This is a genomic window from Microbacterium sp. LWH13-1.2 (assembly GCF_038397735.1).
GTDB lineage: Bacteria > Actinomycetota > Actinomycetes > Actinomycetales > Microbacteriaceae > Microbacterium.
Map to the genome: position 1 here is coordinate 580,656 of NZ_CP151635.1, position 14,250 is coordinate 594,905.

Genomic DNA, 14,250 nt, shown 5'->3' on the forward strand with positions numbered 1-14,250 from the left:
GTCTCGGCCTCAGCGCCCTGACGAGGGCCATGCGAGGGGGAGCAGGTGCTCCACGCTGAGCGGGGCGAGAGGCAGCGTCTCGGCGTCGTCCGGGGTGATCCAGCGGAGCTCGGCGAGTTCGGCCTGCACCGTGACCTCTGCTGCCGCGATCGACACGGAGAACGCCTCCGCGACGACGCGGTGACCCGGTTCGTTCGCGGCCTCGGAGACGAACGTGCCCAACGGCTCGAGGTCGCCCTCGTCAAGTCGCAGCCCGAGCTCCTCGTGCAGCTCGCGGATCAACGTCTGCGACGGAGTCTCGCCCGGTTCGGGCTTGCCTCCCGGTTGCATGAACCGCGTCGTGCCCTGTTTGCGCACGACCAGCACCCGGCCCGCGTCGTCGACGATCACCGCTGCGCTGACGTGGATGTCAGGCATCGACCGCGAAGACCTTGCCGGGGTTCAGGATGCCGAGCGGGTCGAACACGCGGGTGATCTGCCGCTGCAGCTCCCACTGGTCGTCGCCGAGCTCGTCGGCCAGCCAGCGGCTCTTCAGCGTCCCGATCCCGTGCTCGCCGGTGAGGGTGCCGCCGAGAGCGATCGCGGCGCGGAACAGCTCGTCTGCGGCCGCCCACACCTCGGCGGGAGGCTCTGCACCTTCGAAGATGAAGTTGGGGTGCAGGTTGCCGTCACCGGCATGCGCCACGGTCGGGATGCTCATCGAGTAGGCCTTCTCGATTCGGGCGATCTCGTCGAACATCGCCGGCATGGCGCTGCGGGGCACCGACACGTCCTCGATGAGGGTCGTGCCGAGAGCGGACATGGCCGGATGCATGGCACGGCGGATGGCCAGCAGGCGCTCGCCCTCTTCACGGTCGTGGGAGACCTGCGTCACACCGTGGTGTGCCGAGAGGATCGCCTCGATCGTCGTGGCCTCGGCTTCGGCCGCGGGCCCGTCGGTCTGGATGGTCAGCTGGGCGCTGCCGGCAGCGGGGGAGGGGAGATCGAGCAGGGCGGCGACGGCATCCAGGCTCGCCGCATCCATGAGCTCCATGATCGCGGGCTGCACGCCCGAAGCGGTCACGGCGGCAGAGGCGGCTGCGGCGGAGCGGACATCGGGGAAGGTCGCGGTGACGGTGCAGGTCGTGCCCTCGACGAGCCGACGCAGCTTCAGGGTCGCGCCGACGACGACGCCGAGCGTGCCCTCGGAGCCGATCACGAGCGAGGTGAGATCGAGTCCGGTCACACCCTTGACGCTGCGATGGCCGAGGTGCAGCAGACGTCCGTCTGCGAGCACCAGGTCGAGGCCGAGCACCGCATCGCGAACCACACCGTACTTCGCGCACAGGAGACCGCCCGCACCGGTGGCGATGTTGCCGCCCACGGTCGAGATCGCTCGGCTCGCGGGGTCGGGCGCCCACCACAGGCCGTGCTCGGCGAGCACGTCGTTGAGGTCGGCATTGAGGATGCCGGGTTCGACCACCGCGAGCAGATCGTCGGCGCGGATCTCGTGGATCGCGGTCATGCGCCGGGTGGAGAGGACGATCTCGCCCTCACCGCCGTTCGCAGCACCGGCGAGGCCTGTTCCTGCTCCGCGAACGACGACGGGCGTGCGAGTCTCGGTCGCGATGCGCATCACACTCTGGACATGCTCGACGGTCTCGGCGTGCACGACCGCCAGCGGGCGGCCGGGGGCGGCATGTCCGGACCTGTCGGCGCGAGCGTCATCGAGTGTGGCCGAGGTCGTGTCGACGAGCTCGCCGAGAGCAGCGGTCAGCTGATCGAGCGCGCTCATGCGATGCGGCGCCGACCGCTCACCACGCCGGCTCCGACGGCGACCACGGCGAAGGCGATGCCGATGATCGGCTGCTCCATCAGCCACCAGGCGATCGTCACTCCGACGTAGATCAGCAGTTCGGCTGCCGCACGGAGGAACGGGTGCAGCCGCAGCACCGGACGAGGCGACAGGAAGAGCGCCCAGACCAGGATCACGACGACGGGAGCGCCGATGCCGATCACGATGTTCCAGGGGAACGACCACAGGGCGAAGCCCCACAGAGCGAGAGTGCCGATGGCGACGACCAGGACGATCGAGCGGACGATGTCGAGGGCAGTGAAGTTCGGGCGGTCGACGCCGGGTACTGAGGCGGGATCCTGTGGCATGGATCCAGTCTATTCGCCGCGGACAGCGGGTCAGAGCGCGGGTGCGGCCTCGTCTACGACGGCGACGAGCTCGTTCACGACGGCGACGTTCTCTTCCGGAACCGGTGCGGGTGCAGGCGCCTCGACCGGCGAGGGCGCCTCGACCGGAGCCTCTTCCACGACCGGAGCCGGTGCCGCGGCCTCGACCGGAGCCGGTGCCGCGGCCTCGACCGGAGTCGCGGCCTCTGCGGGCTCAGACACCGGCTCGATCGGGGGCGTGGCGTCAGCGGGGGCCGTGTCGACATCGATCGCGACGAAACAGATGAGTTCGAAGGCGATGGAGCCGCGGGGGTCCCAGAGGTCCCAGAGCGTCGTGCTCACTGTGGGCCCGTTCTCGGTATCGGTCGAGAAGAAGAAGTCGACGGTGGCGTTGCTGCAGAGCTGCGAGAGCGACGGACGCAGGTCGATCACTCCGTACCCCAGATTCGGGTTCTCGCCGTCCGCGTCGAGGACGTCGGTTCCGCTGTGGTCGGTGCTCCCGTCGACGAGCGAGCTCACTCGAGCTCCCGGGACGCCTGACACGGACACGGAGTAATGGGTGACGGTGCCGACCAGCGAGACGACGGTCTCGCCGACGGTGGGCGTGCCCTCGGGCAGGCCGGGATCGGTGGGGTCGGTCGGATCGGTCGGCTCTTCCGGATCCGTCGGCTCTTCCGGAGTGCCAGGATCCACGGGCGGTGCGGGCTTCGTCGTCTCGACCGGAGCGACAGGCGTGACCGGGGTCACGAGCGCAGGAGCGGTGTCCTCTGCGGGTTCCGGAGTCACGGGCGCCTCGACCGGCGGCAGCTCGGGCTGCTTCTCGGGCTCGGTGCCGTCGACGGTCACGGGCTTGTCCTCGGCCATCGCGTCGTCAGGACCGACATCGGAGCTGATCGACGACGAATCGCTGTCACCGGCGCTCGGCAGAGACGCGGCCGGGTTCGCTCCGGCGAGTCCCGGGATGATCGTGGCCGCAGCGACGACGCCTGCGACGACGAGCGCGGCCGATCCGGCTCCGACCAGCGCGCCCACTCCGCTGAAGATGCCCCCGCTGGTGGCACCCCCGGCGCCTCCTGACGCACTTCCACCGGCGGAGCCGCCGGTCGAGCCGCCAGCACCGCCGGCGACGCCTCCGGATGTGGATCCCCCGCCCGCGACGACTGCTGCGCCCTGGGTGACGCCCGAAGGCATCGCCGCGAGTGCGACGATCGGGGTGCCGCCGCCCTGGAGCGTGGCGAGGTATCCGGCGGAACCGGCCACGCCGAGTACGAGGGGGAGCAGCACGAGCGCCAGCCGCTTCGACACGTCCTTCGCTTCAGCGGCGACGATCATGCACCGAGCGCACTCGTCGAGATGCAGTTCGAGTCGCTTGTGGTCGCGGGTGCTCAGATTTCCGCGGGAGTATGCGCCGAGGTGTTCGATGGTCCACTGGCAGTCGGAGCCGGCTGCTGCACTGCGCAGGTGAGCCTGGATCCAGGCCTCGCGGAGGCCTTCGCGCGCGCGGAACGCGAGCTGGGAGACGGCGCCGGCCTTCATGCCGAGCAGCGGGCCCGCCTCCTGCGGCTTCATCTGCTCGATCTCGGTGTACCAGAGCACTTCCTGCCACCGGGAAGGGAGACTGCGGAACGCCTGCGCGGTCAGGCTGCGGTCGAGGGCCTCGTTGGCTGCCTGCTCGGTGCTGTCGGGGTCGGCGACGGTGTCGAGCTCGTCGATCGCCGACTCGCGGCGAGACCGCCCCCAGGCGGCTGCAGTGTTGCGGATGCTCGTGAACAGGTAGGCCCGGAACGAGCCATTCGGACCGCCGCCTTTGATGATCGCCTGATAGATGCGGGTGTACGACTCCTGCACGAGGTCGTCCGGGTCGATCGACGACGTGATCGACCGCGCGACGGACATCCCCGACGGGTAGTGGCGCCTCCAGAGCTCTCCGAACGCCGCCGCGTCACCCGAACGGGTGCGCAGGACGAGATCGGCGTCTGCGATCGATTCCTCGTGCGAAATGCTGTCCTGGTCCACTGTCATCCATCTGTCGTGGAGCGCGAGTGCGCCTCCACATGAAGAGACGCGTGAACCCCATTTCCATCACGCGTCTTTTCCATTCTCTCTCCAATCTCCCAGGGTCGCCACCCCTTGCCGGAAACTTTGCCCGGGCGAGTCTTCTCGACTAAATCCCCGTTCAGAGGGGAATCAGGTGCTTGGCGACGAGAACTTCGGAAAAAAATCTGAGAAGTCGCGTAATGAATCGGGGTCGCCTTCGTCTCATCACATAGAGACAGCCATGGAGCTCCACCGGGGGGCGGAGCTCAGGCGCTGGTGCAAGGGGTAAGTGCACCGGCATGGTGGGTCGGGCACCTCGGGGGAGGAGCGCTCGGCCCACCAGCTCTCGACGTGGGGGGAATGTGACGGGGCCGCCGCTCTGGGGAACGGCGGCCCCTCACCCACGCAGAGCGCGACCGGAGAACGCAGAGCTGCGCGTCGATGCGCGTGGCGTTCGCCTATGGTCGGTCGCCCACCCACACGCGCACGACGCGCAGCTGCGCATCCAGCAGCACCGCGTCTCCCACGAAGCCGTCGACGAGGCGCCCGAGCCTGTCGTCGTATCCGATCGCCCGGGCGGGGGTCGCGGTCAGCGCGCGCACCGCCTCGGGCAGCGCGACTCCCGCAGCTGTCGCCCGCTGCAGAGCGACATCCTGCGTGAGGGTGGAACCCGCGATCGAGCCGGTGTCGTCGGCGCGGGCGATGCCATCCTTCACGGTCACACTGACCGCTCCCAGGTCGTAGTGGCCGTCGGCGCTGCCCGCTGCTGCCATCGCATCGGTGATGAGCGCGACGCGCCCCGGTGCGGAGTCGAACACGAGCTTGATCACGTGCGGATCGAGGTGCACATCGTCGGCGATCGCCTCGAGCACCACGCGGTGGTCGGCCGCCGCGGCGAGAACGGGACCCGGCGCGCGATGGTGAATGCCGGGCATCGCGTTGAACGCATGCGTCAGCACCGAGGCACCGGCCCCGAAAGCGGCCACAGCGGTCGCCGCATCCGCGCTCGTGTGGCCGACGGCGGCAACGGCGCCGGCGTCGACGATCAGCCGGATGGCGTCGAGGCCGCCGGCGAGTTCCGGAGCGATCGTCACCTGTCGGATCGTGCCCCGCCCCGCCTCGAGCAGGCGCGAGGCATCGGTGCCGACGGGATCCCGGAGCAGAGTCGGCTCGTGGGCACCATGGTGAGCGGGGTCGAGGAACGGACCCTCGAGGTGGGACCCGAGGATGTCGGCATCCGTCTGCATGAGGTCCGCGATGTCGCTGACGCGCAGCGCGAGGTCGTCGAGGGGTGCGGTCACCAGCGAGACGACCGCACGCGTCGTACCGTGCTCGCGGTGCAGGGCACGAGCGGTGCGGATCGCCTCGACGCCGTCGTCGAACGACGCTCCGGCGCCTCCGTGGCCGTGGATGTCGATGAATCCGGGGGTGAGTACCGCACCCGGCCCTGCGACCGCCGTCGCATCGACCACCTGATCCGCGGGCGTCCAGGTGTCGCCGACGCCGCGGGTCGCGACTCGACCGTGCTCGATCCGCACCCAGGCGTCGTCGACGATCGCGCCGTCGTCGACCAGCCGGGCCGAGTGGATGACGAGCGAACCGGTCGCGGAGGAATCGGGTGTCATCGCGTGCTCCAGGGGATCTCTTCTGCGGGATGGAAATCGACGCGACCAGCCTTCCACAGCGGCGCCATCGATCCGAGACGGACGCGGAAGGACTCCCAGGCGCGCTCGGGGGCGAAGCGCGGGGACCACGCGACCTCGGCCTGTGCTGCTGCCCGCGGGAAGACCAGTCGCTCGACCTCGTCGATCGTGCGGGTGGTCTCGCTCCACAGCGGAGCCTCGACGCCGAGGATCGCCGTGTCGGGGACGTCCAGCACCTCGGTGGGCTCCCACTCGTATGCGGAGCGGACGTCGATGATCGCCGCCCACGTGAGTCCGAGCGGGTAGTCGGCCGAGTACTTCATGTCGAGATAGGCGACGTCGGCGGCCGACATGATGAGCGAGCCGCCGCGCTCGACGAAATGCGCGGCCTCTGCGGCGTGCGTGCCTTCCGGGGTCGTCTTGCCCCAGTACTGTCCGACGGTGCCCTCGGCGATGTCCTTCGCAGCGCCGACCTCGTGCCAGGCGAGGGGGATCTTGCCCTCGTCGACGACGATCGCGGTCGCGCGCTCGACGAAGAGATCGAAGTCCGCCTGCGGCGTGCCGAGCGACTCGTCTCCGCCGATGTGGATGTACGGGCCAGGGGTCAGCTCGGCCAGCTCGCGCACGACATCCCTCACGAACTCGTAGGTGCGCTCCTCATGGATGCGGACGCTCGAATGTCCGACTCCCCACCCGAGGTACGGTTCACCGGCGACGGGAAGCGGCTGCCCGAGACGCTCCGACTCCGCGAGCAGGCTGTCGTTCATGACCGGGTCCTCGACGAGCTCGGGGTAGGCGACACCGATGGCGTGTGTATGCCCGGGCAGATCGATCTCGGGGATCACCAGCATGTGATGCTCCGCGGCGTAGGCGACGATCTCGCGGTAGTCGTCCTTCGAGTAGAAGCCGCCGGGGGCGCCGAGCGAAGCGGTGGACGACGCGAGCTCCGTGAGCTTCGGCCACGAGTCGATGTGGATGCGCCAGCCCTGATCGTCGCTGAGGTGCAGGTGCAGGTGATTGAACTTGAGGGCGCTCGTGCTGTCGATGAACTTCTTGACCTCGTCGACGGAGAAGAAGTGGCGTGTGACGTCGAGCATCACGCCGCGACGCGCGAATCGGGGTGCGTCGGTGATCTCCGCCCGGAGGAAAGCCCAGCCGTCGTCGTCCTCGCGGAGCAGCTGCAGCAGCGTCTGCACGCCGTAGAACAGTCCCGCCTCGTCGCCTCCGATGATCTCGACCGAGTCGGCGACCGTGAGGGTGTAGCCCTCGGGCGCTGCTGTCTCTGCATCGATGCGGAGGCGGATCTCTCCCATCGCGTCGGAGGAACGGGTGAGGCGGATGCCGCTGCGACGAGCGATCGCATCGATCAGGTGAGCTGCCACAGCGGAGTCGCCGACGATTCGCGCTGTCTGGGCGAGGGGCATCCGGCCATCGCCGACGATGACGGAAACGGGCAGGGGGACGAGAGGCATGGAATGGGGAAGGACCATGAACAAAACCTACCCTGCGCCGCGCCGGGAGCGCAGGGAAATCGGCTATGCTTTGTCACGTCGCGACTGGCGTCTGGGTGGACTACCACCGGGGAGCGACTGACCACGGAATTCGACCGCGCGCCTGGGCCGATAGGTATACCCCTTCGAATCCGTCGTCAGAGGAGCAAGTCATGACCGATCGTTACTTCAACGCCCCGCTCGCCGAGGTCGACCCCGAGATCGCTCAGGTTCTCGACCGCGAGCTGAAGCGTCAGCAGACGTTCCTCGAGATGATCGCATCCGAGAACTTCGTCCCCGTCTCGGTGCTTCAGGCGCAGGGTTCGGTGCTCACCAACAAGTACGCCGAGGGCTACCCCGGACGCCGCTACTACGGCGGCTGCGAAGAGGTCGACGTCGCCGAGTCGCTGGCGATCCAGCGTGCCAAGGACCTCTTCGGCTCGGAGTTCGCCAACGTCCAGCCGCACTCGGGAGCATCGGCCAACGCCGCCGTGCTGCATGCGATCGCCCGCCCCGGCGACACACTGCTCGGCCTCGCCCTCGACCAGGGCGGTCATCTGACGCACGGCATGAAGATCAACTTCTCGGGCCGCCTCTACGACATCGTCGCCTACGGAGTGGACCCCGAGACCTCGACGATCGACATGGACGAGGTGCGTCGCCTCGCGGTCGAGCACAAGCCCAAGGTCATCATCGCCGGCTGGTCGGCCTACCCCCGCACTCTCGACTTCGCCGCCTTCCGCACGATCGCCGACGAGGTCGGCGCCCTGCTCTGGGTCGACATGGCGCACTTCGCCGGCCTCGTCGCCGCAGGCCTGCACCCGAACCCGGTGCCGCACGCACACGTCGTCTCCTCGACCGTGCACAAGACCATCGGCGGCCCCCGTTCGGGCTTCATCCTGACGAACGACCCCGAGATCGCGAAGAAGATCAACACGGCAGTCTTCCCCGGACAGCAGGGCGGCCCCCTGATGCACGTGATCGCCGCCAAGGCGACCGCGTTCAAGCTCGCCGGCACCCCCGAGTTCAAGGAACGCCAGGAGCGCACGCTGCGCGGAGCAGCGATCCTCGCCGAGCGTCTGTCGCAGCAGGATGTGAAGGATGCCGGCATCGGAGTGCGCTCCGGCGGCACCGACGTGCACCTGGTGCTGGTCGACCTGCGTGACGCCGAGGTCGACGGCAAGCAGGCGGAAGACCTGCTGCACGACATCCACATCACCGTGAACCGCAACGCGGTGCCCAACGACCCGCGTCCGCCGATGGTCACCTCGGGCCTGCGCATCGGAACCCCTGCGCTCGCGACCCGCGGCTTCGGCGACGCCGAGTTCACCGAGGTCGCCGACGTGATCGCGCTCGCACTGCTTCCCGGCGCCGACGTCGAGGCCCTCCGTGCACGTGTCGACGCGCTCGCCGCAGGCTTCCCGCTCTACCCGGACTTGCAGCAGTGACCGCGAAGATCCTCGACGGCAAGGCGGCGTCGGCCGCGATCAAGGCCGAGCTCACCGAGCGTGTCGCCGCGCTGAAGGAGAAGGGCGTCGTCCCGGGCATCGCGACCGTGCTCGTCGGCGCCGACCCCGCATCTCAGCTCTACGTCGGCATGAAGCACCGTCAGTCCGAGGCGATCGGAATGAACTCGATCCAGCGCGAGCTGTCGGCCGACGCCACCCAGGCCGACGTCGAGGCGCTGATCGACGAGCTCAACGCCGACCCCGACTGCCACGGGTACATCGTGCAGCTGCCGCTGCCGAAGCACATCGACACGGATGCGATCCTCGAGCGGATCGACCCCGCGAAGGATGCCGACGGTCTGCACCCGACCAACCTCGGCAGGCTCGTGCTCAACGTCAACAACCCGATCCACACCCCGTTGCCGTGCACGCCGCGCGGTGTGATCGAGCTGCTGCTGCGCAACGGCTACGACCTCACGGGCAAGCACGTCGTGGTGGTCGGACGCGGGGTGACCATCGGTCGTTCGATCGGGTTGCTGCTGACGAGGCGCGACCTGAACGCGACGGTCACTCTGACGCACACCGGCACGGTCGACATGCCGCGCTACCTGCGCGAGGCCGATGTCATCGTCGCCGCGGCCGGGGTCAAGCACCTCATCCGTGCGGAGGACGTCAAGCCCGGTGCTGCCGTGCTCGATGTGGGCGTTACTCGCGAGGTGGACCCCGAGACGGGCAAGAACCTGGTCTTCGGAGACGTGCATCCCGATGTCGCAGAGGTCGCGGGCTGGGTCTCGCCCAACCCCGGCGGCGTCGGCCCGATGACGGTCGCGCTTCTCATGACCAATGTCGTCGAGGCGGCGGAACGCCTCCTCTGAGCCTCATCGGTCCCGATCTGCGCATCCGGTCCCGATCTGCTGATCTCTCCCGCCGGTTCGTCCGCGAACCGGCGGGAGGCCCGCAGATCGGGACCGTCTGCGATCAGCCGAGTTCGTCGAGCATCCGGCGCTGCTCGGGAGTCAGGCCATCGTCGAGCTCCGCGCGCGCCTCGGCGGTGGCGGGTGCGGCGGGGGAGCCGGGCGCTGCGGCGGCAGGCGCGGACTTCTTGCCGGACACCCTGCCCTGAACCGCGTCGTAGAGCTCGCCCGCCTTCGCCCGCAGCTTGTCGTCGACCTGGTCGTAGATCATCCAGCCGAAGAGCAGGAAGAGCGGGGGAAGCGCGTAGCTCCAGAATCCGGAGGCTCGGACGCCGCTCAGCCACACGACGGCCATCCAGATGATGAGCTCGACGAGGTAGACGAGGACGTACTGCACGACCTTCTCTCCGGTCTTCGTGCGGTCGGCGGCGGACTTGGCCGCCGCCTTGCGGAACGCGCCGGTGAGCAGCGGCTTCACGAACAGCGCTGCGAGAGTCAGCACGACCGCGGCCCAGAGGGCGTGGAACCCGACGGAGACGCCCGAGGACAGCAGGCCGATGAGCAGCAGCACCGCGACATTGAACACATAGAGGGCGGCGAACCGGACGATTCCGTTCTTCATGCGACCAGAATTCCACACTCCCCGATGCTGCGGCACCTCTCAGGCGAGACGGGGCGCTCAGCGGGCGGGGAAAGCCCGCTCGACCGCATCCACCACCGCGTCGTAGACGGAGTCCCACGGGGCGAGCGGGGGAGTGACGCCGCCGACCTCGAGGCGGTGTACGTCGACATGCCCGTGTTCGGGCTCGCCGCGGCCATCGCGCATGCACCGGTCGGCCCCGGAACGAAGACAGCGCGCCAGCGGCTGGGTCGCTGACGCGCTGTCTTCGGTGGGAGATCAGCCCTGGGGGTGCAGGCTGCTCTCGATGTTCGTGATGCGCGCCTGCTCGTCGAAGCGGAAGGTCGCCGTTCCCGAGGCGTCGGCGACCGTCGCGCCGGAGAACGACTCGTCGGTCCAGGTGAGGTTCCAGCCGGCGAGGCGGGCCGCGTCCCACACGGCGGTGCGCGCGTCGGACATCGCGAGGCCGGAGAGGATGCGGGGAAGCACGATCGCCGCGGATGCGACGGTGAGCGGGGGGAGTGGGGCGTCGAGCAGGAACACCGCGTACGTGCCGCCGCCGACCGGAGCGAGGTAGTACGGCGCGCGACCGGTGAGCTCGACGGCCACGGCGCCGACCGTGTGGGCGGCCCGCGTGATCCACCCGGCATCACCCGCAGCGTCTTCGGGGAAGGGCAGCTCGGTCTGGCTCAGCTCGGCGATGCCGTGCTCGGTGCCGTAGTCGCGCAGCTGCGCGGCGACACCGGCGGAGTCTCCCTGCGGGTGCACCCACGCCCAGAGCAGCGAGCGCGGGCCGGGCGCGATCGTCGCGACGAGGTGCGCTCGCGTCACGATCTGGCGGGTGGCGTCGGCATTCGAGGTGAAGGTGAGGGTGCCAGCCGCCATGTCGGCATCCCAGCGGTTGTCGCCGAGGCTCTCGAGCGCGGTGGCCAGGGCATCCTGGCGAAGGGCGGTGAACAGTGCGGCACGGTCTGCGAGCGGCTGAAGCGCGGCGAAGGTCATGCCCCCAGTCTCACCCGGATTGCTATGAATCCGCCAACGCCTGGCGCGCGGACACCGCATCCGCAGGGCGGCCCATGCGCCAGACGCTCGGCACCAGCAGGGTCACCGCCGCGATCGATGCGTAGAGGATCCCCGAGGTGATCAGGACCGTCTCGACGTCGCTGTGCGTGATGAGCCAGCCGTAGACGAGGGTGCCGATGGGCATCACGACGTAGCTTCCGAGCATGTCGTAGCTCGAGACGCGCGAGAGCTTGTCGCCCGGCACGTTCTCCATCATCGCGAGGTTCCACCCGGTGCTGAAGACCTCGGCTCCGGCCCCGGCGATGAAGGCGGCGATGGCCAGCAGGATCACGGCGGGGTGGATGCCGAGCACGGTCAGTGGTATCGCGAACGCGGCCATGCCGATCATCCCGTAGCGCAGCGGCCGCTTGAGCGGGAACCACATCAGGATGAGAGTCATCAGCAGGATGCCGACGCCTTCGGCGCTGACCACCCACCCCCACCCGGCGATCCCGAGGCGCTCGTCGTTCTTCGCGATGTAGGGACCGACGACACCCCAGGCGCCGATGTGGATCGCGTTCATCACCATGAAGGCGAGCACGATCACCCACAGCCAGGTGCGACCCCAGAACTCCTGCCAGCCGACTCGGAGGTCGTGGAACATCGTGGTGCCACCCGCATGATCCGGAGGAGGGAGCCTGACCAGTGCGAGCACGGGGATCGCGATGACCCAGCCGATCCCCTGCACGACCATCGCCCAGGCCGGACCGGCGGAAGCGACCACGATGCCGGCGATGATCGGGCCGCCGATCGTGGTCGCGGAGCGCACGAACGACAGCATCGCGTTGGCCTGCTGCAGATGCTCGGGGGAGGTGAGCTGCGGGATGATCCCCTGCATCGCCGGCAGCACGAACGCGGTGGAGGCGCCGTTGACGACCGACAGCAGCGCGAGCAGGGGGACCGTAGCGGTGCCGCTGAACAGGAGCGCCGCCATCGCCCCGACGGTGAGGATGTCGATCACGTAGCAGGACTGGATGATGAGCGCGCGCGGCAGCCGGTCGGCGATCACTCCGCCGAACAGCAGGAAGACGATGTTGCTGACCGTGAAGGCGGCGAGCACGAGCGACAGGGAACGGGCGTCGTTGTCGATCTCGAGCACCGCGAAGGCCAGGGCGATCGACGACATCGACCCGGCGATCAGCGTGATCGCGCGGGCGAGGAAGAACCAGCGGAATCCCTTGTCCTGCATCGCGGCGAGAGCGCGGATCATGACGGTGCCTCGCTTCGCTGCATCCGTCAATCCTGCCACCACACCGGGCGGCGCCGGCGTCAGTAGCTGGCGCGGGTCGCGTCGTCGGATGCCGGGATGAAACGGGCGGCGAGCGCCTCGGATGCCCGCGCGAGCATCGCCACGTCGGCGCCGACCGCCACGAAGTCCGCGCCAGCGGCGATGTAGGCATCGGCGGCTGACGGGTCGAAGGCGTTGACGCCTACAGGCGTGCCTGCGGTCTTCACTGCGGCGAAGACCCGCTCGACAGCGCTGACCACGTCGGGGTGGGTCTGCTGTCCGAGGAGTCCCATCGACGCCGAGAGGTCGGAGGGCCCCACGAACACCGCATCCACGCCGTCGACGGCCGCGATCCCGGCTGCGGCCTCGACTCCCGCGGCCGTCTCGATCTGCACGGTCAGCGAGGTGTGCCGAGCCGAGTCCTGCAGGTATCCGTCGACCCTGTTCCAGCGGGCGCTGCGCGCGAGCGCGCTGCCGACACCGCGCACGCCCTCGGGCGGATACCGGGTCGCGGCGACGGCCGCACGTGCCTCCTCGGCCGACGAGACCATCGGCACGATGAGGTTCTGCGCGCCGAGATCGAGGACCTGCTTGATCACCACCGTGTCGTTGGACGGCACGCGCACGACCGGGGTGATCGGGTACGCGGCGACGACCTGCAGCTGCAGCAGCGTCGACTCGAGTGTGTTCGAGGAGTGCTCCATGTCGATCAACAGCCAGTCGAGGCCTGACCCTGCGGCGACCTCGGTCACCAGCGGGCTGCCGGAGCAGGCCCACATGCCGATCAACGCACGGTCGGCGGAGGCGAGCTGCTCGCGAAAGGAGGGGCTCAGATGAAGCGGCATTCGATCGTTCCCATCGGTCCGTAGTCGCACAGCACCTGATCGCCGCGCGACACCCACATCGGGCGTGTGAACGATCCTGCCAGGATGATCTCCCCGGCCTCCAGACGTGCGCCGTGCTGGTGGAACTTGTTCGCCAGCCACGCGACGCCGGTGGCGGGGTGTCCGAGAACGCCGGCGGCCACACCCGTCTCCTCGATCTCTCCGTTGCGCGAGAGCACCCCCGGCACCCAGCGCAGGTCGATCTCGTCGGGACGCTTGTGCACGGTGCCGAGCACCATCGCACCGTATGCGGCGTTGTCGCTGATCGTGTCGACGATCGTGCGCCCCTCGAGCTCGATGTGCGAGTTCAGCACCTCGAGCGAGGGCACCGCGTAGTCGATCGCCGCGAGCGCGTCATCGAGGGTGCAGTCGGGGCCCTCCAGCGGACGCTTGAGCACGAAGGCGAGTTCGACCTCGATGCGCACGTTCGAGAAGTGGTCTACGGGGATATCGGCGCCCGATTCGTAGACCGTGTCGTCGAACATGACGCCGTAGTCGGGCTCGGTGATGCCCGTGGCCTGCTGCATCGCCTTGGACGTCAGCCCGATCTTGCGGCCGACGAGGCGGCGACCTGCGGCGATCTGCGAATCGCGCCACACGCCCTGGATCGCGTACGAGTCCTCGACCGTCGCCTCCGGATACCGCGCGGTGATGCGTGGGATCACGGAGTGGTGCCGGTCGGCGTCGGCGAGCTGTGCGGCGATCTGCGCGATGGTGTCTGCGGACAGCATCCGTGTCTCCTCTGTGGCTGAACCTGCGGGCGGA

General features: G+C 69.0%; 14 protein-coding genes and 1 riboswitch. Of the genes, 2 read left to right on the forward strand and 12 right to left on the reverse strand.

Features of this window, described 5'->3' with window-relative positions:
• Positions 1-9: 9 nt before the first annotated feature.
• The 6 genes from MRBLWH13_RS02595 to MRBLWH13_RS02620 all read right to left on the reverse strand — a co-directional run bounded on the left by MRBLWH13_RS02595 (position 10) and on the right by MRBLWH13_RS02620 (position 7,330).
• Positions 10-417, reverse strand: coding sequence for an NUDIX domain-containing protein (locus MRBLWH13_RS02595; RefSeq protein ID WP_341956762.1), 408 nt, complete (start codon positions 415-417; stop codon positions 10-12).
• Complete coding sequence (locus MRBLWH13_RS02600; protein ID WP_341956763.1) at positions 410-1,774, reverse strand: FAD-linked oxidase C-terminal domain-containing protein; 1,365 nt, start codon at positions 1,772-1,774, stop codon at positions 410-412. Before MRBLWH13_RS02600 ends, MRBLWH13_RS02595 begins: the two co-directional genes overlap by 8 nt.
• Positions 1,771-2,142, reverse strand: a complete 372-nt coding sequence (locus MRBLWH13_RS02605; protein ID WP_341956764.1) for a YrdB family protein — start codon at positions 2,140-2,142, stop codon at positions 1,771-1,773. The genes MRBLWH13_RS02600 and MRBLWH13_RS02605 overlap by 4 nt, the downstream gene beginning before the upstream one ends.
• 30 nt (positions 2,143-2,172) lie before the next feature.
• Positions 2,173-4,182, reverse strand: coding sequence for a sigma-70 family RNA polymerase sigma factor (locus tag MRBLWH13_RS02610; protein WP_341956765.1), 2,010 nt, complete (start codon positions 4,180-4,182; stop codon positions 2,173-2,175).
• A gap of 473 nt (positions 4,183-4,655) precedes the next feature.
• The gene (gene nagA, locus MRBLWH13_RS02615) at positions 4,656-5,822 is read right to left on the reverse strand and encodes an N-acetylglucosamine-6-phosphate deacetylase (protein WP_341956766.1); all 1,167 of its coding nucleotides are present in this window, start codon (positions 5,820-5,822) and stop codon (positions 4,656-4,658) included.
• The gene (locus tag MRBLWH13_RS02620; protein WP_341956767.1) at positions 5,819-7,330 is read right to left on the reverse strand and encodes a beta-N-acetylhexosaminidase; all 1,512 of its coding nucleotides are present in this window, start codon (positions 7,328-7,330) and stop codon (positions 5,819-5,821) included. Before MRBLWH13_RS02620 ends, nagA begins: the two co-directional genes overlap by 4 nt.
• Positions 7,331-7,382: 52 nt before the next feature.
• Positions 7,383-7,467, forward strand: a riboswitch (ZMP/ZTP riboswitch).
• 36 nt (positions 7,468-7,503) lie between these two features.
• Between MRBLWH13_RS02620 and glyA the strand changes: the two genes are divergently transcribed.
• Together glyA and MRBLWH13_RS02630 are read left to right on the forward strand one after the other, a co-directional pair.
• Positions 7,504-8,778 (forward strand): serine hydroxymethyltransferase, encoded by a 1,275-nt coding sequence (gene glyA / locus MRBLWH13_RS02625; protein WP_341956768.1) that lies wholly within the window; start codon positions 7,504-7,506, stop codon positions 8,776-8,778.
• Positions 8,775-9,653 carry a bifunctional methylenetetrahydrofolate dehydrogenase/methenyltetrahydrofolate cyclohydrolase gene (locus tag MRBLWH13_RS02630; protein ID WP_341956769.1) on the forward strand — a complete coding sequence of 293 codons (879 nt, stop codon included), beginning with the start codon at positions 8,775-8,777 and terminating at the stop codon, positions 9,651-9,653. The genes glyA and MRBLWH13_RS02630 overlap by 4 nt, the downstream gene beginning before the upstream one ends.
• A gap of 103 nt (positions 9,654-9,756) precedes the next feature.
• On the opposite strand, the gene MRBLWH13_RS02635 is transcribed toward MRBLWH13_RS02630, so the two are convergent.
• The 6 genes from MRBLWH13_RS02635 to MRBLWH13_RS02660 all read right to left on the reverse strand — a co-directional run bounded on the left by MRBLWH13_RS02635 (position 9,757) and on the right by MRBLWH13_RS02660 (position 14,216).
• Positions 9,757-10,314, reverse strand: coding sequence for a hypothetical protein (locus MRBLWH13_RS02635; RefSeq protein WP_341956770.1), 558 nt, complete (start codon positions 10,312-10,314; stop codon positions 9,757-9,759).
• Positions 10,315-10,371: 57 nt separating this feature from the next.
• Complete coding sequence (locus MRBLWH13_RS02640; protein ID WP_341956771.1) at positions 10,372-10,518, reverse strand: hypothetical protein; 147 nt, start codon at positions 10,516-10,518, stop codon at positions 10,372-10,374.
• A 72-nt stretch (positions 10,519-10,590) separates the two neighbouring features.
• A complete protein-coding gene (locus MRBLWH13_RS02645) occupies positions 10,591-11,313 on the reverse strand; it encodes a DUF6882 domain-containing protein (RefSeq protein WP_341956772.1) in 723 nt (240 codons plus the stop codon).
• A gap of 22 nt (positions 11,314-11,335) precedes the next feature.
• A complete protein-coding gene (locus MRBLWH13_RS02650) occupies positions 11,336-12,583 on the reverse strand; it encodes an MFS transporter (RefSeq protein ID WP_341956773.1) in 1,248 nt (415 codons plus the stop codon).
• A gap of 59 nt (positions 12,584-12,642) precedes the next feature.
• The gene (locus tag MRBLWH13_RS02655) at positions 12,643-13,446 is read right to left on the reverse strand and encodes an HpcH/HpaI aldolase/citrate lyase family protein (protein WP_341956774.1); all 804 of its coding nucleotides are present in this window, start codon (positions 13,444-13,446) and stop codon (positions 12,643-12,645) included.
• Positions 13,431-14,216: a fumarylacetoacetate hydrolase family protein gene (locus tag MRBLWH13_RS02660; protein WP_341956775.1), complete on the reverse strand. Its 786-nt coding sequence runs from the start codon at positions 14,214-14,216 to the stop codon at positions 13,431-13,433. The genes MRBLWH13_RS02655 and MRBLWH13_RS02660 overlap by 16 nt, the downstream gene beginning before the upstream one ends.
• Positions 14,217-14,250: the final 34 nt, after the last annotated feature.

Excerpts from the sequence above, each read along its gene's own strand:
- MRBLWH13_RS02595 (WP_341956762.1), bottom strand. The coding sequence starts at position 417 with ATGCCTGACATCCACGTCAGCGCAGCGGTGATCGTCGACGACGCGGGC.
- MRBLWH13_RS02600 (WP_341956763.1), bottom strand. The coding sequence starts at position 1,774 with ATGAGCGCGCTCGATCAGCTGACCGCTGCTCTCGGCGAGCTCGTCGAC.
- MRBLWH13_RS02605 (WP_341956764.1), bottom strand. The coding sequence starts at position 2,142 with ATGCCACAGGATCCCGCCTCAGTACCCGGCGTCGACCGCCCGAACTTC.
- MRBLWH13_RS02610 (WP_341956765.1), bottom strand. The coding sequence starts at position 4,182 with ATGACAGTGGACCAGGACAGCATTTCGCACGAGGAATCGATCGCAGAC.
- nagA (WP_341956766.1), bottom strand. The coding sequence starts at position 5,822 with ATGACACCCGATTCCTCCGCGACCGGTTCGCTCGTCATCCACTCGGCC.
- MRBLWH13_RS02620 (WP_341956767.1), bottom strand. The coding sequence starts at position 7,330 with ATGGTCCTTCCCCATTCCATGCCTCTCGTCCCCCTGCCCGTTTCCGTC.
- glyA (WP_341956768.1), top strand. The coding sequence starts at position 7,504 with ATGACCGATCGTTACTTCAACGCCCCGCTCGCCGAGGTCGACCCCGAG.
- MRBLWH13_RS02635 (WP_341956770.1), bottom strand. The coding sequence starts at position 10,314 with ATGAAGAACGGAATCGTCCGGTTCGCCGCCCTCTATGTGTTCAATGTC.
- MRBLWH13_RS02640 (WP_341956771.1), bottom strand. The coding sequence starts at position 10,518 with ATGCGCGATGGCCGCGGCGAGCCCGAACACGGGCATGTCGACGTACAC.
- MRBLWH13_RS02645 (WP_341956772.1), bottom strand. The coding sequence starts at position 11,313 with ATGACCTTCGCCGCGCTTCAGCCGCTCGCAGACCGTGCCGCACTGTTC.
- MRBLWH13_RS02650 (WP_341956773.1), bottom strand. The coding sequence starts at position 12,583 with ATGATCCGCGCTCTCGCCGCGATGCAGGACAAGGGATTCCGCTGGTTC.
- MRBLWH13_RS02655 (WP_341956774.1), bottom strand. The coding sequence starts at position 13,446 with ATGCCGCTTCATCTGAGCCCCTCCTTTCGCGAGCAGCTCGCCTCCGCC.
- MRBLWH13_RS02660 (WP_341956775.1), bottom strand. The coding sequence starts at position 14,216 with ATGCTGTCCGCAGACACCATCGCGCAGATCGCCGCACAGCTCGCCGAC.